General features: G+C 70.3%; 18 protein-coding genes. 8 read left to right on the top strand and 10 right to left on the bottom strand.

Annotated features, from left to right (window positions below; genetic code table 11):
- Positions 1–6 precede the first annotated feature (6 nt).
- From ndk to ASD23_RS07995, 5 genes are all read right to left on the bottom strand, one after another.
- Entirely contained in the window at positions 7–426 is a 420-nt protein-coding gene (gene ndk, locus ASD23_RS07975; RefSeq protein WP_056009153.1) for a nucleoside-diphosphate kinase, read from the bottom strand.
- On the bottom strand, positions 423–860 hold the full coding sequence (locus ASD23_RS07980; RefSeq protein ID WP_235507683.1) for a DUF4233 domain-containing protein: 438 nt from the start codon (positions 858–860) through the stop codon (positions 423–425). The genes ndk and ASD23_RS07980 overlap by 4 nt, the downstream gene beginning before the upstream one ends.
- A complete protein-coding gene (locus tag ASD23_RS07985; protein ID WP_056009159.1) occupies positions 857–2227 on the bottom strand; it encodes a bifunctional folylpolyglutamate synthase/dihydrofolate synthase in 1371 nt (456 codons plus the stop codon). The genes ASD23_RS07980 and ASD23_RS07985 overlap by 4 nt, the downstream gene beginning before the upstream one ends.
- Complete coding sequence (gene ileS / locus ASD23_RS07990) at positions 2224–5541, bottom strand: isoleucine--tRNA ligase (RefSeq protein WP_056009163.1); 3318 nt, start codon at positions 5539–5541, stop codon at positions 2224–2226. Before ileS ends, ASD23_RS07985 begins: the two co-directional genes overlap by 4 nt.
- A gap of 277 nt (positions 5542–5818) precedes the next feature.
- Positions 5819–6214, bottom strand: coding sequence for a GntR family transcriptional regulator (locus ASD23_RS07995; RefSeq protein WP_056009166.1), 396 nt, complete (start codon positions 6212–6214; stop codon positions 5819–5821).
- A gap of 124 nt (positions 6215–6338) precedes the next feature.
- On the opposite strand from ASD23_RS07995, the gene ASD23_RS08000 reads away from it, so the two are divergent.
- The 7 genes from ASD23_RS08000 (at position 6339) to ASD23_RS08030 (ending at position 14876) form a co-directional block, all read left to right on the top strand.
- Positions 6339–8000, top strand: coding sequence for an ABC transporter substrate-binding protein (locus ASD23_RS08000; protein WP_056009169.1), 1662 nt, complete (start codon positions 6339–6341; stop codon positions 7998–8000).
- Positions 7978–8961, top strand: coding sequence for an ABC transporter permease (locus ASD23_RS08005; RefSeq protein WP_056009172.1), 984 nt, complete (start codon positions 7978–7980; stop codon positions 8959–8961). The genes ASD23_RS08000 and ASD23_RS08005 overlap by 23 nt, the downstream gene beginning before the upstream one ends.
- Complete coding sequence (locus ASD23_RS08010; protein WP_056009173.1) at positions 8958–9833, top strand: ABC transporter permease; 876 nt, start codon at positions 8958–8960, stop codon at positions 9831–9833. Before ASD23_RS08005 ends, ASD23_RS08010 begins: the two co-directional genes overlap by 4 nt.
- Complete coding sequence (locus ASD23_RS08015; RefSeq protein WP_056009175.1) at positions 9830–11488, top strand: dipeptide ABC transporter ATP-binding protein; 1659 nt, start codon at positions 9830–9832, stop codon at positions 11486–11488. Before ASD23_RS08010 ends, ASD23_RS08015 begins: the two co-directional genes overlap by 4 nt.
- Before the next feature lie 126 nt (positions 11489–11614).
- Entirely contained in the window at positions 11615–14197 is a 2583-nt protein-coding gene (gene valS / locus ASD23_RS08020; protein ID WP_056009177.1) for a valine--tRNA ligase, read from the top strand.
- Positions 14198–14205: 8 nt separating this feature from the next.
- Complete coding sequence (locus tag ASD23_RS08025; RefSeq protein ID WP_056009179.1) at positions 14206–14652, top strand: GNAT family N-acetyltransferase; 447 nt, start codon at positions 14206–14208, stop codon at positions 14650–14652.
- On the top strand, positions 14652–14876 hold the full coding sequence (locus ASD23_RS08030) for a hypothetical protein (RefSeq protein ID WP_056009180.1): 225 nt from the start codon (positions 14652–14654) through the stop codon (positions 14874–14876). The genes ASD23_RS08025 and ASD23_RS08030 overlap by 1 nt, the downstream gene beginning before the upstream one ends.
- A gap of 27 nt (positions 14877–14903) precedes the next feature.
- Here ASD23_RS08030 and ASD23_RS08035 read toward each other — a convergent pair whose 3' ends face one another.
- Positions 14904–15731 carry a methyltransferase domain-containing protein gene (locus ASD23_RS08035; protein WP_056009182.1) on the bottom strand — a complete coding sequence of 276 codons (828 nt, stop codon included), beginning with the start codon at positions 15729–15731 and terminating at the stop codon, positions 14904–14906.
- A 53-nt stretch (positions 15732–15784) separates the two neighbouring features.
- On the opposite strand from ASD23_RS08035, the gene ASD23_RS08040 reads away from it, so the two are divergent.
- Positions 15785–17806 carry a M3 family metallopeptidase gene (locus tag ASD23_RS08040; protein WP_056012769.1) on the top strand — a complete coding sequence of 674 codons (2022 nt, stop codon included), beginning with the start codon at positions 15785–15787 and terminating at the stop codon, positions 17804–17806.
- Between the two features lie 74 nt (positions 17807–17880).
- Here the strand turns inward: ASD23_RS08040 and ASD23_RS08045 are convergent, their stop codons facing one another.
- Genes ASD23_RS08045 through sufD form a run of 4 tightly spaced genes read right to left on the bottom strand, consistent with a single transcriptional unit; the run spans position 17881 to position 20563 of the window.
- Positions 17881–18210, bottom strand: coding sequence for a metal-sulfur cluster assembly factor (locus tag ASD23_RS08045; RefSeq protein WP_056009186.1), 330 nt, complete (start codon positions 18208–18210; stop codon positions 17881–17883).
- Positions 18211–18230: 20 nt separating this feature from the next.
- Positions 18231–19013 (bottom strand): Fe-S cluster assembly ATPase SufC, encoded by a 783-nt coding sequence (gene sufC / locus ASD23_RS08050; RefSeq protein WP_056009188.1) that lies wholly within the window; start codon positions 19011–19013, stop codon positions 18231–18233.
- A 52-nt stretch (positions 19014–19065) separates the two neighbouring features.
- Positions 19066–19392 carry a non-heme iron oxygenase ferredoxin subunit gene (locus tag ASD23_RS08055; RefSeq protein ID WP_056009190.1) on the bottom strand — a complete coding sequence of 109 codons (327 nt, stop codon included), beginning with the start codon at positions 19390–19392 and terminating at the stop codon, positions 19066–19068.
- A gap of 1 nt (position 19393) precedes the next feature.
- Positions 19394–20563, bottom strand: a complete 1170-nt coding sequence (gene sufD / locus ASD23_RS08060; protein WP_235507684.1) for a Fe-S cluster assembly protein SufD — start codon at positions 20561–20563, stop codon at positions 19394–19396.
- Between the last annotated feature and the right edge of the window lie 14 nt (positions 20564–20577).

Raw genomic sequence — 20577 nt, forward strand, 5'->3', positions numbered from 1 at the left:
GGAGCCTCAGAACCAGAGGGCGAGCTCGCGCTCGGCCGACTCGACCGAGTCGGAGCCGTGCACGAGGTTCTGCTGCACCTTGAGGCCCCAGTCTCGGCCGAAGTCGCCGCGGATCGTGCCGGGTGCCGCCGTCGTGGGGTCGGTGGTGCCCGCGAGCACGCGGAAGCCCTCGATCACGCGGTTGCCCGCGACTCGCATGGCGACGATCGCGCCGGACTCCATGAACTCGATGAGCGGCTCGTAGAAGGGCTTGCCCTCATGCTCGGCGTAGTGGCGGGCGAGCAGTTCGCGGTCGGGCTGCACGAGGCGGATGTCGACGAGCGAGTACCCCTTCGCCTCGATGCGGCGCAGGATCTCGCCGGTGAGGTTGCGAGCCACGCCGTCGGGCTTGACGAGCACGAGGGTCTCTTCGATGGGGCTGGTCATTGCTGTTCCTTCCATTGCGCGGCCGCGGCCGCTCGGTCTCGGTCGATACGTGCGCCGGTCACCATGCAGTACCACCACATGCCGCCGAAGAGCGCGCCCACGACGAACATCGCGGGGTTGAGGAAGCCCGACGCGAGGATGAGCACCTGGATGACCCAGCCGAGCGGATACGCCCAGCTGAACCGCAGGAGCCCGATCGTCACGATCAGGGCGAGGATGATGACGCCGCCGGCCGCGAGCGCGACCCATGACGGCAGCGAGCCCTCGACGCCGCCCTGGGAGAGACCCCAGATGACGAGCGCCGCGAGGAACACCACGATGACCTCGAAGCCGAGCACGATGGCGGCGAGGCTCTGACGGATGGAGCGAAGCGGTCGGACGGGCGCGTCGGCTGCCGTCTCGTCGGGTTCGGGTACGGACGTCGAGTCGCTCACGAGCGCCCCCATTCGCGGTCGGCGGCCACGGCGATGGCCTCGCCGACGAGCACGATGGACCCGGCGACCACGACCGCTCGCTTCGGAGCGGCCTCGGCCCAGGCGCGGGCCTCGTCGAGCGCGTCGTCGAGTCGCTCGACGGCCTCGACGTTCGCTGCGAGCTCCGGCCCGACCGCTCGGGCGACGGATGCCGCGAGCTCCTCGGCCCCGATCGCGCGGTCGGAGTCGGGGGCGGTGACGATGAACCGGGTCGCGTGCGGTGCGAGCGCACCCGCGATGCCGGCGACGTCCTTGCCGGCGAGCACGCCGAGCACGAACGCCACCTCGTCGAAGTCGAAGTACTCCTCGAGCGCGGCCGCGAGCGATGCGGCCCCATGCGGGTTGTGGGCCGCGTCGACGAGCACGGGGGGCTCGGTGCCGACCATCTGCAGCCGGCCGGGCGACGTCACGGCGCCGAGCCCCTGCTGCAGCACCTCGTCGGCCATGCGCATCGTGCCGGCGCCGAGGAACGACTCGACCGCGGCGATCGCGACGGCGGCGTTCTCGGCCTGGTGGCGGCCGAAGAGCGGCAGCGCGAGGTCGCGGTACTCCCCCGCGAGACCCTTGACCGAGATGAGCTGACCGCCGACGGCGACCCGGGAGTCGAGCACCGCGAAGGCGCCGCCCTCGACGGCGAACGTGCCGCCCCGAGCGGCGGTCGCGTCGCGCAGCACGGTCAGCGCCTCAGGCGACTGGAACGCCGTGACGACCGCAGCCTCGGGCTTGATGATGCCCGCCTTCGTGCGCGCGATCTGCTCGATCGTCGTGCCGAGCGCCGACTCGTGATCGAGGGCGATCGGCGTGAACACGGCGACCTGGCCGTCGGCCACGTTCGTCGAGTCCCACTCGCCGCCCATGCCGACCTCGAGCACGACGACATCGACGGGCGCGTCCGCGAAGCACGCGAACGCGAGCACCGTGAGCGCTTCGAAGAAGGTCAGCCGGGGCGTGCCTGCGGCCTCGAGTTCGGCGTCGACGATGGCGACGAACGGCTCGATCTCCTCCCAGTTGCGGGCGACCGCCTCATCGGCGACCGGCGCGCCGTCGATCAGGATGCGCTCGGTGAACCGCTCGAGGTGCGGGCTCGTCATGAGGCCCGTGCGCAGGCCGCCGGCGCGCAGGATCGACTCGATCATGCGACTGGTGGAGGTCTTGCCGTTCGTGCCGGTGATGTGGATCACGGGTGCTGCGCGATGCGGGTCGCCGAGGATCTCCACCGCGCGTCGCGTGGCGTCGAGCCGTCGTTCGGGAGCGGCTTCGCCGACCCGTTCGAGGAGGCTGCGGTACACCGCGTCGGCGGCGTCGGTGAAGTCGAGTTCGTCGGTCATGCCTTCGCCACCTCCACGGTCAGCCGGGAGGACTCGCCGACGGACTTCGCGTCGTCGCCGGGGTCTCCGGCGATCACGGACAGTTCGGTCGCGAGCGTCTCGCCCGCGATGAGCTCGCGGTGACGCTCGGCCGCCGCGGCTCCGGTCTCGTCGAGCCGGAGCGTCAGGTTGATGCGGTCGCCCACTTCGAGGCCCGCCGCCTTGCGCGACTCCTGCACGGCGCGCACGACGTCGCGAGCGAGGCCCTCTGCCTCGAGCTCGGCAGTCGTCGCCGTGTCGAGGATCACGAATCCCCCGTCGGCGAGCAGCGCGAGCGCACTCGATCCGTCGCCCGAGCCGCCGGCTTCGAGCACGAGGTCGTACTCGCCCGCTTCGAGGGCGATGCCGCCGGCGACGACCGCGTCGCCGTCGACGGTCCAGTCGCCCGAACGGGCTGCTTGGATCGCCTGCTGCACGGTCTTGCCGAGACGCGGGCCCGCGGCGCGGGCGTTGACGGTGAGCCGCTTCGTGACCCCGAAGCGCTCAGCGCTCGAGGCGTCGAGCGTGACGAGGTCGACGGCCTTGACGTTCAGCTCGTCGCGCAGGATCGCCTCGAAGGGCGCGAGCGCCGCGGCATCCGTCGCGACGACCGTGAGGCGCGCGAGCGGGAGCCGGACCCGACGACCCGACTGCTTGCGCAGCGAGAGGGCGGCCGAACTGATCTCGCGCACGGAGTCCATCGCGGCGACGAGGTCGTGGTCGACCGGGAAGGCCGCCGCGTCGGGCCAGTCGGCCAGGTGCACGCTGCGCCCGCCGGTGAGACCGCGCCAGACCTGCTCGGAGACGAGCGGCAGCAGCGGTGCCGAGAGCCGTGTGAGCGTCTCGAGCACCGTGTAGAGCGTGTCGAACGCCTCGCTGCCGGAGCCGTCTTCGCCGACGCCCGCCCAGAAGCGGTCGCGGGAGCGGCGCACGTACCAGTTCGTCAGCACGTCGCCGAAGTCGCGCAGCTTCGCCGCCGCCAGCGGCGAGTCGAACGCCTCGAAGTCGGCGGTCACCTCGGTGACGAGCGCACCGAGCTTCGCGAGCAGGTAGCGGTCGAGCACGTCGGTCGAATCAGTGCGAGCGGATGCCTCGTAGCCGCTCTCGCGCGCCGAGTTGGCGTAGAGCGAGAAGAAGTACCACGTGCTCCAGAGCGGCAGCATGAACTGGCGCACGCCCTCGCGGATGCCCTCTTCTGTGACGATGAGGTTGCCGCCGCGGAGCACCGAGCTCGACATGAGGAACCAGCGCATCGCGTCGGAGCCGTCGCGCTCGAAGACCTCCGAGACGTCGGGGTAGTTGCGCAGCGACTTCGACATCTTCTGCCCGTCGCTGCCGAGCACGATGCCGTGGCTCACGACGTTCGAGAAGGCGCGCCGGTCGAACAGGGCGGTCGAGAGCACGTGCATGACGTAGAACCAGCCGCGCGTCTGCCCGATGTACTCGACGATGAAGTCGGCGGGGTTGTGGCTGTCGAACCACTCCTGGTTCTCGAACGGGTAGTGCACCTGTGCGAACGGCATCGAACCCGAGTCGAACCACACGTCGAAGATGTCGGGGATGCGCCGCATCATCGAGCGACCGGTGGGGTCGTCGGGGTTCGGGCGCACGAGATCGTCGATGTAGGGGCGGTGCAGGTCGGGCTCGCCGTCGGGGTTCACCGGCAGGCGGCCGAAGTCGCGCTGGAGCTCCTCGAGCGAGCCGTAGACGTCGATGCGCGGGTACTCGGGGTCGTCGCTCTTCCACACCGGGATCGGCGAGCCCCAGTAGCGGTTGCGGCTGATCGACCAGTCGCGGGCGCCCGCGACCCACTTGCCGAACTGGCCGTCCTTGACGTTGTCGGGCACCCAGTTGATGTCCTGGTTGAGCTCGCCCATGCGGCCCTTGAACTCGGGCACGCGGATGAACCAGCTCGAGACGGCCTTGTAGATGAGGGGGTTCCGGCAGCGCCAGCAGTGCGGATACGAGTGCTCGTAGCTCGCCTGGCGGAGCAGGCGCCCCTCGGCCTTCAGGAGCTGGGTGAGGGGCTTGTTCGCGTCGCTCCACAGAAGCCCCGCGACATCCGTCACCGCCGGCAGGAAGCGGCCGCCCTCGTCGAGCGAGATGATGACCGGGATGCCGGCGGCCTCGGAGATCTTCTGGTCCTCTTCACCGTAGGCCGGAGCCTGGTGCACGATGCCGGTGCCGTCTTCGGTCGTGACGTAGTCGGCGACGAGGATGCGCCAGGCGTTCTGCAGGCCGTGCTCCTCGACGTCGGCGTAGTAGTCGAAGAGCCGGTCGTAGGCCACGCCCTCGAGCTCGCGACCGCGCACGGTGCGCGACACCGCGGCGCGCGCGTCGTCGGCGGAGTCGTAGCCGAGCTCCTTCGCGTAGTTGCCGACGAGGTCGATCGCGAGCAGGTACTCGCCGCCGAGCACCTCGGTGTCGGATGCCGCGGCGCCCGTCTCGGCCGTGCCGGCCTCTTCACGCAGCACGGTCGCGTCGGGCGTGCCGTTCGGCCCGGCGGGCACGACCGCGTACTCGATGTCGGGACCGACCGCGAGGGCGAAGTTCGTCGGCAGGGTCCAAGGGGTCGTCGTCCACGCGAGCGCGCGCACCGCCGTGAGCCCGAGGGTCTCGGCCTTCGCGCCGACGAGCGGGAACGTGACCGTCACCGTCTGGTCCTGGCGCATCTTGTACACGTCGTCGTCCATGCGCAGCTCGTGGTTCGAGAGCGGCGTCTGGTCGCGCCAGCAGTACGGCAGCACGCGGTAGCCCTCGTAGGCGAGGCCCTTCTCGTGCAGCGTCTTGAACGCCCAGATGACACTCTCCATGAACGTCACGTCGAGCGTCTTGTAGTCGTGCTCGAAGTCGACCCAGCGCGCCTGGCGGGTGACGTACTCCTGCCACTCCTTGGTGTAGCGGAGCACGGCGTCGCGGGCGGCCTGGTTGAAGGCCGCGATGCCCATCTCCTCGATCTCGCTCTTGTCGGTGATGCCGAGCTGGCGCTCGGCCTCGAGCTCCGCGGGCAGGCCGTGGGTGTCCCAGCCGAAGCGGCGGTGCACCTGCTTGCCGCGCATGGTCTGGAACCGCGGGAACAGGTCTTTCGCGTAGCCGGTCAGCAGGTGCCCGTAGTGGGGCAGGCCGTTGGCGAACGGCGGGCCGTCGTAGAAGACCCACTCGGGAGCGCCCTCGCGCTGGTCGATCGAGGCTTGGAACGTGCCGTCGGCCTTCCAGAAGGCCAGCACGTCGCGCTCGACGGCGGGGAACTCGGGTGAGGCGGCGACACCGTGGTCGTCTGGGGTACGGGGGTACACGCTCGCTCCTTGCGGGGACGGATGCTCTCACGAGGACGCCGGTGCTCGATCGAGCGCCGCCGCGGTACCACCTCGCTTGCGAGTCGCGCCTTGCGACCGACTCGCCCCTCATTGCCGGCTGTGACGGGCCGCCCCGTTCGGTTCTACTGCCGAGCGGATGCCGCGTGGCGCCCGCGTGGGTTCTTCCGAAGGCTCCCCGGTGATGGCCGGATCGACGCCGAACTGCTGACGACGGCTTCTCCGGCCAGCAGCCGGATCGACATCGTCGCCCTCAAGACTACCGCGTCGGCAAGGGACGCAGCACGCCCGAGGCGCGCGGCGCCGAGCGATACGCCTCGCTGACGAGGGCGAGCAGCGCGGCCTCGGGCAGCTCGTGGTTCTTCGCCTCGTCGACGAGGTCGTACACCGCGCCCGCGAGCGCGACGTGCCCGCCGACGCGGACGGCGACGACCGCACCCCTGCCGCGATGGAGCTCGATGAGGCGCTCGTCGCGCAGCCGGTGATAGGCGCGAAGCACGGTATGCACGTTGACGCCGAGCGAATCGGCGAGCTCGCGGGCTGCGGGCAGGCGCTCGCCGCCCGAGAGCCGACCGTCGATGATCGATGCGCGCACGCCCGAGGCGAGCTGCTCGAAGAGCGGCGCATCGAGCGTGGGGTCGAGACGGATCAGCATCCCCAAAGTCTATTGTTCTAGTGAAATGCGAACAAGTTGCTTGTCGTGGCCGCATTGCGCTGTCAGGATGAGTCCGGGCCCACGCCGACGCGAGCCCGCCCATATCCCCACCGCAAGGACCCCGATGCGTGCTGCACCCGTGACCACCTCCCCGACTCCGCGACGGATCGGCATCGCCGCCGTCGCCGTCGTCTCGACGATCGCCCTCACCGCGTGCCAGGCACCCGCGCCCGAGGCATCCGGCGAACCGGTCTCCGGCGGCACGCTCGCCTACGCGAGCGGTGACGCGGAGCCCACCTGCCTCGACCCGCACGTGGGCGGCAACTACCCGCAGGCCCTCCTCGCCGGGCAGTTCCTCGAGTCCCTCGTCTCGCGCGACGACTCGGGCGAGATCATCCCCTGGCTCGCCGAGTCGTGGACGGCGGCCGACGACGGGCTCTCGTGGGAGTTCACGCTGCGCGACGACGTCGCCTTCACCGACGGCACGCCGCTCGACGCCGAGGCCGTGAAGGCCAACGTCGAGCACCTGAAGGACCCGGCCACGCAGTCCTCCACCGGCTACCTCGCGCTCGGCAAGGTCGACCGCGTCGAGGTCGTCGACGAGCAGGTCGCGCGGTTCGTCATGAGCTCGCCCGACAGCGCGCTGCTCGAGTCCCTCACGCAGCCGTGGGTCGCCATCGAATCGCCCGCCGGGCTCGCCCGAGGCATGGACGAGAACTGCCAGGCGCCGATCGGCACCGGGCCGTTCATCGTCGACGAGTGGGTCAAGCAGGATCACGTGTCGCTCGTGCGCAAAGACGACTACACGTCTCCGCCGGCCGATGCCGCGCACGACGGGCCCGCCTATCTCAAGGCCATCGACTGGCGCTTCGTGCCCGACTCCGCGTCGCGATACGCCGCGCTGCAGGCGGGCCAGGTGGACGTGATCGACAACCCGCAGCCCGACACCATCTCGGCGGCGAAGTCGAACGACTCGCTCGTCTGGCTCGATGCGCCCCGCCCCGGTGCGGCGAACCGCATCGAACTCAACTCGGGCCAGGCACCGTTCGACGACGAGCGCGTGCGCGAGGCGTTCATCCGCGCGGTCGAGGTCGACGAGGGCATCGACGCGCTCTTCTTCGGCACGGCGGAGCGCTCCTTCTCGCCGCTCTCCTCGGTCGAGGCGCTCGCGTACTCCGACGAAGCGCTCTTCGAGCCCGACCTCGACCGGGCGAACGCGCTGCTCGACGAGGCCGGTTGGACCGAACGCGACGCCGACGGATACCGCGTGAAGGACGGCGCCCGGCTCACGCTGCGGTTCCCGGTCAGCACGAACCAGTCGATCCCGGCCGAGCAGTCCCTGTTCGAGCAGGTGCAGGCGACGGCGAAGGCCGCGGGCTTCGACGTGGTGATCGAGCTCCTCGACCTCTCGAGCTGGTACGGAGCACTCGCCGAGCACGAGTACGAGATCGTGAGCGCGCCGTACACGAAGGTCGGTCCCGACGTGCTGCGCATCCTGTACCACTCCGACAGCATCACTCCGGCGCCCAGCGGCTACTTCGCGAACCTCGCACAGCTCGACGACCCCGAGGTCGACTCGCTCCTGACCGACGCCGCGTCGACGAGCGACGCCGACACCCGCGCCGACCTCTACGAACGCGCGCAGCAGCTCATCCTCGAGGGGTACTACCTGCTGCCGCTCTACGACCAGCAGAACAGCTTCCTCCTCAGCACCTCGGTGCAGGGCGCGCGAGCGATGCCCACGGTCTCGACGCCGACCTTCTATGACGCCTGGCTCGCCGACTGACGAGCGCCGCTCGATCCGCGGCGCGACCCTTCGCCGCGCCGGCCTGCTCGTGGCCGGCGCGGTGTTCGTGCTGTGGGCTGTCGCCACGCTCACCTTCTTCGCGATCCGCCTGATCCCCGGCGACCCGGCGCAGGCGATCCTCGGAGGCCCGGGCTCGCAGGCCTCCCAGGAGGCGCTCGACCAGGTCCGCCGCGACTACGGGCTCGACCAGCCGCTCATCGCGCAGTACTTCGCGATGCTCGGCCGGCTCCTCACGGGCGACCTCGGCGTGTCGTACGCCCTGAAGCTGCCCGTCGCCGACCTGCTCGGAGCCCAGCTCGGCGGCACGCTGCTCCTCGCGTCACTCGCCCTGATGCTGGCATGGATCCTGGCGCTCGGCCTCGCGATCTGGTCGACCGGACGCGGGCGGGTCGCGAGTGCCCTTGGCGAGGGCGTCGAGATCACGGCGGCGGCGCTCCCCCATTTCTGGCTCGCTGCCGTGCTCATCGCGGTCTTCAGCGTCGGGCTGGGCTGGCTGCCGCCGGTCGCCACCGGCACTCCAGCCGGATTCGTGCTGCCGGTCGTGACGCTCGCGGTCCCGCTCGCGGGCTTCCTCGCCCAGGTCATGCGCGAGAGCCTCCTCGACGCGATGCAGCAGCCGTTCGTCGTCTCCGCCCGCGCTCGCGGCGAGAGCGCGCTCGGCGTGCGCGCGCGTCACACGATCCGGCACGCGTCACTGCCGGCCATCAGCCTGTCGGGCTGGGCGCTCGGCTGGCTCCTCTCCGGGGCCGTGGTGGTCGAGACGATCTTCGCGATGCCGGGCCTCGGTCGCACGCTGCTGCAGGCGGTGACGCTCCGCGACATCCCGGTCGTCACCGGCGTGGTGCTGCTGGTCGCGCTCGTCTACGTGCTCATGACCGTCCTCACCGACCTCGCCGCTCGCATCGCCGACCCCCGACTGCGTCAGGAGGCCGGCCGATGAGCGATCTGGAGCTGCAGCAGGCCACGGCCGTCTCGGCGGCATCGCATGCGCCGGCACGGCGCCGAGGTCGGATGCCGCGGATCGGCACCGTCCTCGCAGCGGCGTTCGTCGTCTTCCTCCTTGCGGCCACCGTCGCCCCCGAACTCGTCGCCACGCAGGACCCGAACGAGATCGCCCCCGGCGATGCCTTCCAGTCGCCGTCCCTCGCGCACTGGTTCGGCACCGACGAGTCGGGTCGAGACGTCTACAGCCGCGTCGTCGCGGGCACCGCGACCTCCTTGCTGATCGGGGTCACGGCGACCGCGATCGGACTCGCGCTCGGGCTCGGGCTCGGCGTGCTGGCGAGCTTCGGCGGGCGCATCGCCGATTTCAGCGTCAACCGGCTCGTGGAGGTGCTGTTCGCCTTCCCCGGCCTGCTCCTCGCGCTGCTCGTCATCGTCGTGTACGGCCCCGGGCCCGTCACCGCGACGGTCGCGGTCGGACTCTCCACGGCGCCGGGCTACGCCCGGATCATCCGCGGCCAGCTGGTCGCGATCCGCTCATCGCAGTACGTCGAGGCCGCGAGGGTGCTCGGCCGCTCGCCGGCCCGCATCATCTCGAGGCACGTCCTGCCGAACGCCCTCATCCCACTGTTCGTGCTAGCGACGCTCGGCATCGGCCAGGCGATCGTCTGGGCGGCCGCCCTCAGCTATCTCGGGCTCGGCGCCCAGCCGCCCGCCGCCGAGTGGGGTGCCATGCTCGCCGCCGGGCGCACGTACCTCGCGACGGCCTGGTGGATGACGGTGTTCCCGGGTCTCATGATCGTCGGCACGACCATCGCCACGACCGTGCTCGGTCGCGCACTCACACGTCGCGGACGGGGTGAGCGATGAACACGGAACAGGCTCCGGTGCTCGACGTCTCGCGACTGCGGGTCGCGTTCGACGGGATCGAGGTCGTGCACGGCGTCGATCTCACGATCTCCCCCGGCGAATGCGTCGCCATCGTCGGCGAGTCCGGCTCGGGCAAGTCGGTGACGGCTCGCGCACTGCTCGGCCTCGCCGGTGCCCATTCGCAGGCCACGGCCGAGCGACTGCACATCGACGGCCTCGATCTGCGAGCGGCGGGTGAACGCGAGTGGCGGGCGGTTCGCGGGCGTCGGGCGGGACTCATCCTGCAGGACGCGCTCGGCTCCCTCGATCCGCTCAGGACCGTCGGCCGCGAGATCGACGACCCGCTCAGGATCCACCTGCGACTGTCGGCGGCCGAGCGATCGGCCCGAGTGCTCGAACTCCTCGCCGACGTCGGCATGCCCGACCCGGCGTTCGCCGTCGGGCGCCGTTCGGGCGAGCTGTCGGGCGGGCTGCGACAGCGCGCGCTCATCGCCGCCGCGATCGCGCTCGCTCCGCCGCTCCTCATCGCGGACGAGCCGACGACCGCACTCGACGTCACGGTGCAGGCCCGCATCCTGGCGCTGCTCGACGAGATCCGCGGGCGAGGCACCGGGGTGCTGCTCATCAGCCACGACCTCGCCGTGGTGTCGCGCATGGCCGACCGCATCCTCGTCATGCGCGAGGGGCGGATCATCGAGCAGGGCTCCACGCGCACCGTGCTGGAGTCGCCGCAGGAGGACTACACGAAGGCCCTCATCGCGGCGGTCCCGGCGCGGAGCCCGCGCGGCGCACGGCTGTCGATGACACCGGAGCAACCGGCGATCATCGCGACGACGGCCGTGCCGATGCCGCCGGCCGCGGCTTCCGCGGCCGAGGCGGCTCCGCTCCTCGAGCTGGCGCACCTCACCAAGACGTTCGCCGTGCCCGGCGGCCGCTTCACCGCCGTCGACGATGTGTCGCTGTCGCTCCGGCGCGGCGAAACGCTCGGACTCGTCGGCGAATCCGGCTCGGGCAAGACGACGGTGGCACGACTCGCGCTCGCCCTCACGGCGCCCGACCGCGGCACGGTGCGCTTCGACGGAGGGGCGTGGTCGGAGCTGGCCGAACGAGACCGGCGCCAGAGCCGTCACCGCATCGGTGCGATCTACCAGGACCCGCTCGCCTCGTTCGACCCGAGGTGGAAGGTCGGGCGCCTCATCGCGGATGCCGCGAACGGCGCTGCGAGCGACGGGGCCGCCCGCCCTGATGCCGTCCGGCCCGACGTGCCGGAGCTGCTCGCGCAGGTCGGCCTCGCGGCATCCGTCGCCGATCGGCGGCCACTGACGTTGTCGGGCGGCCAACGCCAGCGCGTCGCGATCGCGAGGGCGCTGGCAGCGTCGCCGGAGCTGCTCATCTGCGACGAACCCGTGTCGGCGCTCGACGTGACGATCCAGGCGCAGATCCTCGACCTGCTCGACGAGCTGCAGCGGCAGCGCGGCCTCGCCCTGCTGTTCATCTCGCACGACCTCGGAGTCGTAGCGCACATGGCCGACCGGGTCGCCGTCATGCAGGCCGGCCGCGTGGTCGAGAGCGGCGCCGCCGACGAGGTGTTCGCACGCCCGGAGCATCCGTACACCGCCAGGCTCGTCGCCGATTCGCCTCGCCTCCCCCGCTGAACCGGTCGGGCGAGGCACACCGATGCCGTCCAGCCGTCTCGCGGCGCGCTCTCCGGTAGGCTGGATCGTCGCACATTCAGGCACCTCACCACCGACACGGTGCCGCCGATATCGAACCGGAGCATCATGACCGACACCGCGCGCATTCCCGACAAGCCCGCTCTCGAAGGCCTCGAATCGGTTTGGGGCGGCGCCTGGGAGCGCGAGGGCACGTACCGGTTCGACCGGAAGTCGGCGACGCGCGAGTGCATCTACTCGATCGACACCCCGCCGCCGACGGCCTCGGGATCGCTCCACATCGGCCACGTCTTCTCGTACACGCACACCGACGTCGTCGCACGATTCCAGCGCATGCGCGGCAAGAGCGTCTTCTACCCGATGGGCTGGGACGACAACGGCCTGCCGACGGAACGCCGCGTGCAGAACTACTACGGCGTGCGCTGCGACCCCACCCTCGCCTACATTGAGGGCTTCGTGCCGCCGTTCGAGGGCGGCGACGGCAAGTCGACGAAGGCCGCCGACCAGGTGCCGATCAGCCGGCGCAACTTCATCGAGCTCTGCGAGCGGCTGACGGTCGAAGACGAGCAGCAGTTCGAGGCGCTCTGGCGCCAGCTCGGCCTGTCGGTCGACTGGGCCCAGACCTACCGCACGATCGGCGACGAGTCGCTCTTCGCGTCGCAGCTCGCCTTCGTGCGCAACGTCGAGCGCGGCGAGGCGTATCAGGCGCTCGCCCCGACCCTGTGGGACGTCACGTTCCGCACCGCCGTCGCCCAGGCCGAGCTCGAGGACCGCGAGCAGCCGGGCCACTACCACCGCGTCTCGTTCCACCGCCCCGACGGCGGCATCATCGAGATCGAGACGAGCCGTCCCGAGCTCATCCCCGCCTGCGTGGCCCTCGTGGCCCACCCCGACGACGAGCGCTACCAGCCGCTCTTCGGCACGACCGTCACGACGCCCGTCTTCGGCGTCGAGGTGCCCGTCCTCGCCCACCATCTCGCCCAGAAGGACAAGGGCACCGGCATCGCCATGATCTGCACGTTCGGCGACATCACCGACGTCGTGTGGTGGCGCGAGCTCGACCTGCCGAACCGCGCGATCATCGGCTTCGACGGCCGCGTCATCGCCGAGGCCCCCGACGTCATCACCTCAGACGCGGGCAAAGCGGCGTTCGCCGAGCTGGCCGGCAAGACCACCTTCTCGGCGAAGCAGGCCGTGGTGCAGCAGCTCCGCGACTCGGGCGACCTCCTCGCCGACCCGAAGTCGATCACCCACCCGGTGAAGTTCTTCGAGAAGGGCGACAAGCCGCTCGAGATCGTCTCGACGCGCCAGTGGTACATCCGCAACGGCGCTCGCGACGAGGCACTGCGTGAGCGACTCCTCTCGCACGGCCGCGAGATCGACTGGCACCCCGACTTCATGCGCGTGCGCTACGAGAACTGGGTCGGCGGCCTCTCAGGCGACTGGCTCGTCTCGCGGCAGCGGTTCTTCGGCGTGCCGATCCCCGTCTGGTACCCGCTCGACGCCGCAGGCGACCCCAAGTTCGACGAGCCGATCGTCGCGACCCGCGAGATGCTGCCGGTCGACCCGTCGTCGGCCGCCGCGCCCGGCTTCGACGAGTCGCAGCGCGGCGAGGCCGGCGGCTTCATCGGCGAGCACGACGTCATGGACACCTGGGCGACATCGTCGCTGACCCCGCAGCTCGCCGGGGGCTGGGAACGCGACCCCGAGCTCTTCGACCTGGTGTTCCCGTATTCGCTCCGGCCCCAGGGCCAGGACATCATCCGGACCTGGCTGTTCTCGACCACGCTCCGCGCCGAGCTCGAGCACGGCGTCGTGCCGTGGGCGAACGCGTCGATCTCGGGCTTCATCGTCGACCCCGACCGCAAGAAGATGTCGAAGTCGAAGGGCAACGTCGTCACGCCGGCCGGGCTCCTCGACCAGCACGGCTCCGACGCGGTGCGCTACTGGGCGGCATCCTCGCGCCTCGGCACCGACGCGGCGTTCGACCCGCAGAACCCGACGCAGGTCAAGATCGGCCGCCGCCTCGCCATCAAGGTGCTGAACGCGGCGAAGTTCATCCTCGGCTTCGACGGCCGAGCGGATGCCCCGGTCACCATGCCCGTCGATCGCAGCATGCTCGCCGAGCTCACCGGCGTCGTCGAGCGCGCCACGCGATCGCTCGAGGCCTACGACCACGCACGTGCGCTCGAACTCGCCGAGACGTTCTTCTGGACGTTCTGCGACGACTACCTCGAGCTCGTGAAGGAGCGCGCCTACGGCGAGCCGAGCCCCGAGCAGGCGTCGGCCGTGGCGGCGCTGAAGACCGCACTCGACGTGCTGCTCCGTCTGTTCGCTCCCGTCATCCCGTTCGCGACCGAAGAGGCGTGGCGCTGGTCGCACGAGGGCTCGGTGCACGTGGCGTCGTGGCCGAGCGTCGACGAACTGGCCGCGCGGGGTGAAGCCGGTGTCGAGCTCCTCGAGATCGCCGGCCTCGCGCTGACGGGCATCCGACGGGCCAAGACCGACGCGAAGGCGTCGCAGAAGACGCCCGTCGCGAGTGCCGTGATCGCAGCGCCGGCCGCGACGATCGCGTTGCTGGAGTCGGTCGCATCAGATCTGCGTGCGGTGGGGCGCATCGCCGAGCTCGGCTTCGTCGAAGCCGAGTCGTTCGAAGTCCGCGACGTCGTCTTCGAGGCGCCGTCGGAATAGGGGGAACCATGAACTACGAGATCCGATCGGCCGGTGACGACGACTTCTTCGGTTGGCTGCCGCTGTTCGAGGCGTATTGCCGCTTCTACGAGACCGAACTCGACGACGCCAAGGCGCTGATCGTCTGGAACTGGATCCGCGACGAGTCCGAGCCGCTGCACGCCGCACTCGCCGTCGACGACGAGGGTCGCCCCGTGGGGCTCGCCCACTACCGGGCGGTGCCGAACTCGCTCACGGCGACGCGGGGTATGTATCTCGACGACCTCTACGTCGACGAGGGCGCTCGCGGGTCGGGGATCGGTCGAGCGCTCATCGAGTACGTGCACGCCCGTGCGGCCGAGATCGGCCAAGGCGGCGTCAGCTGGATCACGGCTGAGGACAACGCGCCCGCGCAGCAGGTCTACGACCAGCTCGCCAAGCGTACGAGCTGGGTGACGTACGAGATGGACGCCTGATGCGGCTCGGCACCCGTTGGGCGTTCGGCGCCGAGCCGCCGGCATCCGTGCCCGTGGAGCTGCGCGAGCGCATCGCCGCGGCCGAGACGGCGTTCACCGGCGACGGGGCGGACCGTCACTGGACCCTCACCTGGCTCGAGGGCCGACCGATCGCCGAGCTCGACGACGGCACGGTCGTGCGCGACACCATCGTCGACGCGCACGACGCCGACGAGGACTGGTAGCGGGCACCAGCGCACGCGCTCTGCGCTCTACACCCGCGCGATGATCTCGCCGTGCGGCATGAGCAGCCAGCCGTCGTCATCGGCGGCCCAGCTGCGCCAGGCGTCGGCGATGCGCCGGAGCTCATCGGGGTTCGAGTGCCCGGATTCGATCGCGTGCGCCGCGAACTGCGACTCCGTCGCGCGCTCGGCCCAGGCGCCGCCCCACCATTCGCGTTCGAGGGCGGTGGAGAAGACCCACACGGCGCCGGTCGTGGCGATGTCGACGAAGCCGGCGTCGCGCGCCCAGCCCTTCAGGTGGCGGCCGGCATCGGGCTCGCCCCCGTTCCATTCGTGCACCGCGTGATAGAGCTCCAGCCAGCGAGCGAGACCGGGTGATGCGGGATTCCAGATGACGCCGCCGTAGTCGACGTCGCGCACGGCGACGATGCCGCCGGGCTTCACGACGCGGCGGAGCTCGCGCAGCGCGTCGACGGGTCGTGCGAGGTGCTGCAGCACCTGGTGGGCATGTGCGACATCGAAGGTGTCGTCGTCGAAGTCGAGCGCATAGGCGTCGCCGACGGCGAAACCGACGTTCTCCACGCCCTCGCTCTCCGCGAGTCCGGTCGCTGCGGCGACCACTTCGGCCGAGGCGTCGATGCCGACGACCGTTCCCGGTCGCACACGACGGGCCAGGTCGATCGTGATGGTGCCCGGTCCGCTCCCCACGTCGAGCACGCGTGCTCCCTCGCGCAGATGCGGCACGAGGTAGGCGGCCGAGTTCTCCACCGTGCGCCACGAGTGCGTGCGCAGCACACTGGCGTGGTGGCCGTGCGTGTAGGCGTCTCGAAGACCGGGTGCAGGGCGTTCGGTGCTCATGTTCCGAGCCTAGGCTCATGTCCGCCGGCGTGACAGCGAACTACGGTGGACGGATGACGACCGAGCACTCCAATCCCTTCCTCGAGCCCAGTCCGTTGCCGTATCGCCTCCCCCTCTTCGCCCTCATCCGGCCCGAGCACTATCGCGAGGCGATCGATGCCGGCATGCGCGAGCAGCGCCGGGCCATCGAATCGATCGCCACGGATGCCGCGGCGCCGACGTTCGAGAACACGATCGTCGCCCTCGAACGCTCGGGAGAGCTGTTGCGCCGAGTGCTCCCGGTCTTCGAGAACGCGAGCTCGGCCGACAGTGATTCCGCGATCGACGCCATCGAGGTCGAGCTCGCACCGCTCCTCTCGGCCCATCGCGACGCGATCAGGCTCGATCCTCGGCTCTACGCCCGACTCTCCGAGCTGCAGGCTGCACGCGACGGTCTCGAGCTCGATGCCGAGTCGGTCGAGCTGCTCGACAAGTACCACCGCACCGCGACGCTCGCGGGCGCCGCGCTCGGTGAAGCGGAGCGCGGCGAGCTCACGGCACTCAACACCCGGATCTCCGAGCTCACGACGGCGTTCCAGCAGCATCTCCTCGCCGACGCGAACGATCTCGCGCTGCACCTCACCGACCCCGACGACCTCGCAGGACTCGACGAGGGGCGGCGCTCAGCCGCGCGCGAGGCCGCGATCTCCCGAGGCCTCGACGGCTGGCTCATCACGCTCGTGCTGCCGACGGGCCAGCCGACGCTCGCGGCCCTCGAGCGCGACGCCGTGCGCGATCGCCTGCTCGCCGCATCACGGGCACGCGGATGCCGCGGCGGCGCCCACGACACCCGCGAGACGCTGCTCGAGATCGTGCGGCTCCGCGCCGACCGTGCTGCGCTCCTCGGCTTCACCAGCCACGCCGCTGCCGTCACCGTCGACGAGACCGCGGGCACGCCCGACGCCGTGGCCGAACTGCTCGACCGACTCACGCCCGCGGCGACGGCGAACGCCCGACGCGAAGCGCTCGCCCTCGCCGAGCGGGCCGCAGCCACCGGCCGGCGCCCGATCGAGGCATCCGACTGGGCGCTGCTGAGCGAATCGGTGCGCCGCGAACGCTACGCCGTCGACCTCGACGAGATGCGTCCATACCTGGAGTTCGATCGGGTGCTGACGCGGGGCGTGTTCCACGCTGCGCACCTGCTCTACGGGCTCACGTTCGCCGAACGCACCGACCTCGTCGGCTACCACCCCGAGACCCGCGTGTTCGAGGTGTTCGAGGAGGACGGAACGCCCGTCGGCCTCTACCTGCTGGACCTGTACACGCGGGACTCGAAGCGGGGCGGCGCATGGATGAGCTCCCTCGTCGAGCAGTCGAAGCTCGAGGGCACCCTGCCGGTCGTGGTGAACAACATGAACGTCGCCCGGCCTGCCGCGGGCGAGCCGACCCTGCTCACGCTCGACGAGACCGAGACGCTCTTCCACGAGTTCGGCCATGCGCTGCACGGGCTGCTCTCCGACGTCGTGCATCCCTCGATGTCGGGCACGAACGTGTACCGCGACTTCGTCGAGCTGCCGAGCCAGGTCAACGAGCTGTGGGTGCTGCGGCCCGAGGTGCTCGGCGAGTACGCGGTGCATCACGAGACGGGCGAGCGGATGCCGCAACAGCTCGTCGACCGACTGCTGGCGTCGCGCACGTTCAACGAGGGGTTCTCGACGACCGAGTACCTCGCCGCGGCGGTGCTCGACCAGGCGTGGCACCGACTCTCCCCCCCCCCCCCCCCCCCCCCCCCCCCCCCCGCGGCCGGACTCGACGATCCCCTCGTGCCGCCGCGCTACTCGAGCACTTACTTCGCGCATGTCTTCGCGGGCGGCTACGACGCCGGGTACTACTCGTACATCTGGAGCGAGGTGCCGGGCGCCGACATCATGGCGTGGTTCGAGTCGAACGGCGGCGCGACCAGGGAGAACGGCGAACGCTATCGGGCCGAGATCCTGGCCCCGGGCGGATCACGCGATCCGCGGGAGTCGATCCGGCGCCTCCTCGGGCGCGAACCCGAGATCGGCGCGCTCCTCGAGCGCCGCGGCCTCGCCTGAGACGGCGGATGCCCCGTGCAGCGTGCTGCACGGGGCATCCGAAGGTCTCGAGCGGGTGGCTCGCGTCGCGGGACTCAGATCGCGAAGCCGAGAGCCCGCATCATGTCGCGGCCGTCGTCGGTGATGCGCTCGGGGCCCCACGGCGGCATCCACACCCAGTTGATGCGGAACGCATCCACGGTGCCGTCGAGTGCTTCGGCGGTCTGCTCCTCGATGACGTCGGTGAGCGGGCATCCGGCGCTCGTGAGCGTCATGTGGATGACCAGCGCGTCGTTCTCCTCATCCCAACCGAGGTCGTAGATGAGGCCGAGGTCGACGATGTTGACCCCGAGCTCGGGGTCCATGACGTCTTTCAGCGCTTCTTCGACCTGGTCGTAGCGCTCTGGTGCGAGGGAGGTGACCATGCTGGGATTCTACTCTCGGCCTATTCCGCCGTCACCGCTTCGGCCGCCGACTCCGCGACCTGGTAACGGTCGTAGCCCTCTTCTTCGAGGCGGTCGGCGAGCTCTGCGCCGCCCTGCTCGGCGATCTTGCCCGCGACGAAGACATGCACGAAGTCGGGCTTGATGTAGCGGAGGATACGCGTGTAGTGCGTGATGAGCAGCACGCCGAGGCCCGTGTTCGAGTGCGCGCGGTTGACGCCCTCGGAGACGATCTTCAGTGCGTCGACGTCGAGGCCGGAATCGGTCTCGTCGAGCACGGCGAACTTCGGCTTCAGCAGCTCGAGCTGGAGGATCTCGTTGCGCTTCTTCTCGCCGCCCGAGAAGCCCTCGTTGACGTTGCGCTCGGCGAACGCCGAGTCCATCTTGAGGTTCGACATCGATTCGCGGACGTCCTTGATCCAGCCGCGGATCGCAGGCGCCTCGCCGTCGATCGCCGTCTTGGCGGTGCGGAGGAAGTTCGTCACGGTCACGCCGGGGATCTCGACGGGGTACTGCATCGCGAGGAAGACGCCGGCGCGTGCGCGCTCGTCGACCGACATCTCGAGCACGTTCTCGCCGTCGAGGAGGATCTCGCCCTCGACGACCTGGTACTTGGGGTGGCCGGCGATCGTGTACGCGAGCGTCGACTTGCCCGAGCCGTTGGGGCCCATGATCGCGTGGATCTCGCCCTCGTTGATGACGAGGTCGACGCCGCGCAGGATCTCGCGCGTGCCCTGCTCGGTCTCGACGTTGACGTGGAGGTTCTTGATCTCGAGAACGGACATGTTCGTAATGATCTCTTTCGGTTGCCGGCCGTTCCGGGCCGGAGAAGGTGTGTCAGACGGCCAGGGTGACCGCGGGATCGATGTGGACGTCGCCGTCCTTGAGCTCGACCTGGTAGACCGGGACGGGCTCATACGCGGGCAGCGTCAGCGGCTTGCCCGTCTTGAGGGAGAACATGGAGCCGTGGGCCCAGCACTCGAGGGTGTCGTCTTCGACGAAGCCCTCGGCGAGCGAGATGTCGCCGTGCGTGCAGGTGTCTCCGATCGCGAAGACATCACCCGCAGCGTCTTTCACGACCGCGATGGGAACGCCCTCGAGCACGAAGCGCGAAGCTTCGTTGACAGCGAGGTCGTCGATGGCGCACACACGCACGGATGTCACGTCAGCGACCTTCCAGTTCAGCCTCGATCGCCGCCGTGAGGCGGGCTTCGAGGTCGGCCGAGCCGATCTTCTGCACGATGTCGGTGAGGAAGCCGCGCACGACGAGACGACGCGCCTCGTCTTCGCGGATGCCGCGTGCCATGAGGTAGAACAGCTGCTCGTCGTCGAAACGACCCGTGGCACTCGCGTGTCCGGCGCCTTCGATGTCGCCGGTCTCGATCTCGAGGTTCGGCACGGAGTCGGCCCGCGTGCCCTCGGTGAGCACGAGGTTGCGGTTCTGCTCGTAGCTGTCGGTGCCGACCGCGGCGTTGCCGATGAGCACGTCGCCGATCCACACGGTGCGCGCACCGGCGCCCTGCAGGGCGCCCTTGTAGGTCACGCGGCTCTTGGTGTGCGGGGCGTCGTGGTGCACGAAGACCTGCTGCTCGAGGTGCTGGCCGGCATCGGCGAAGTACAGGCCGAGGGCCTCGATGTCGGCGCCCTGCTCGGCGAGGTGGGTCGAGGGGTTCACCCGGACGACGTTGCCGCCGAGGGAGACCACGATGTGCTTCAGGAACGCGTCGCGGCCGAGGCGGGCGAACTGGCTCGAGAGGTGCACGGCCTCGTCGTCCCACTCCTGCAGGGAGACCACCGTGAGGGATGCCCCGGCGCCGACGAGGATCTCGACGTTCTCGCTGAGGCGGGCAGTGCCCGTGCCGGCGAGCACGACGAAGCCGCGGCTGTTCGGTGCGGACTCGATGACGGTGTGCGCGGCACGCGGCGCGTCGCCGAGTCCCGTGCGGGTCACGAACGCGATCTTCTCGTCTTCACCGGTGACGGAGACGAGCAGGGCCTCGTCGAACGTCGACCACGCGTTGGCGCTCGCGCGCTCTTCGGGCGTGCCCGCCGTGCCGATGCGGACGTCGTCACGCGGGATGTACGAGAAGGCGATGCCCGAGGCATCCGTCGTCTCGATCGGCAGACGCGACCCGTCGAGCTCGCCGCCGATCAGGTCGGCGAAGGTCGCGATCGGGGAGAACTTCCACTCGTGCTCGCGACCGGTGACGGGTGCGAACTCGTCGACGTTCACCGAGCGGAAGCGCTCGGAGCGGGTCTGCACGGGCACGAAGGCGCCGTCGGAGTGCGCGACGAGGCCGTGCTGCTCCGCGGTGGGCATGGCTGTGCTGGTCATCTGGGCGGTCACTA

This window comes from Agromyces sp. Root1464 (assembly GCF_001427265.1).
Classification (GTDB): Bacteria; Actinomycetota; Actinomycetes; order Actinomycetales; family Microbacteriaceae; genus Agromyces; species Agromyces fucosus.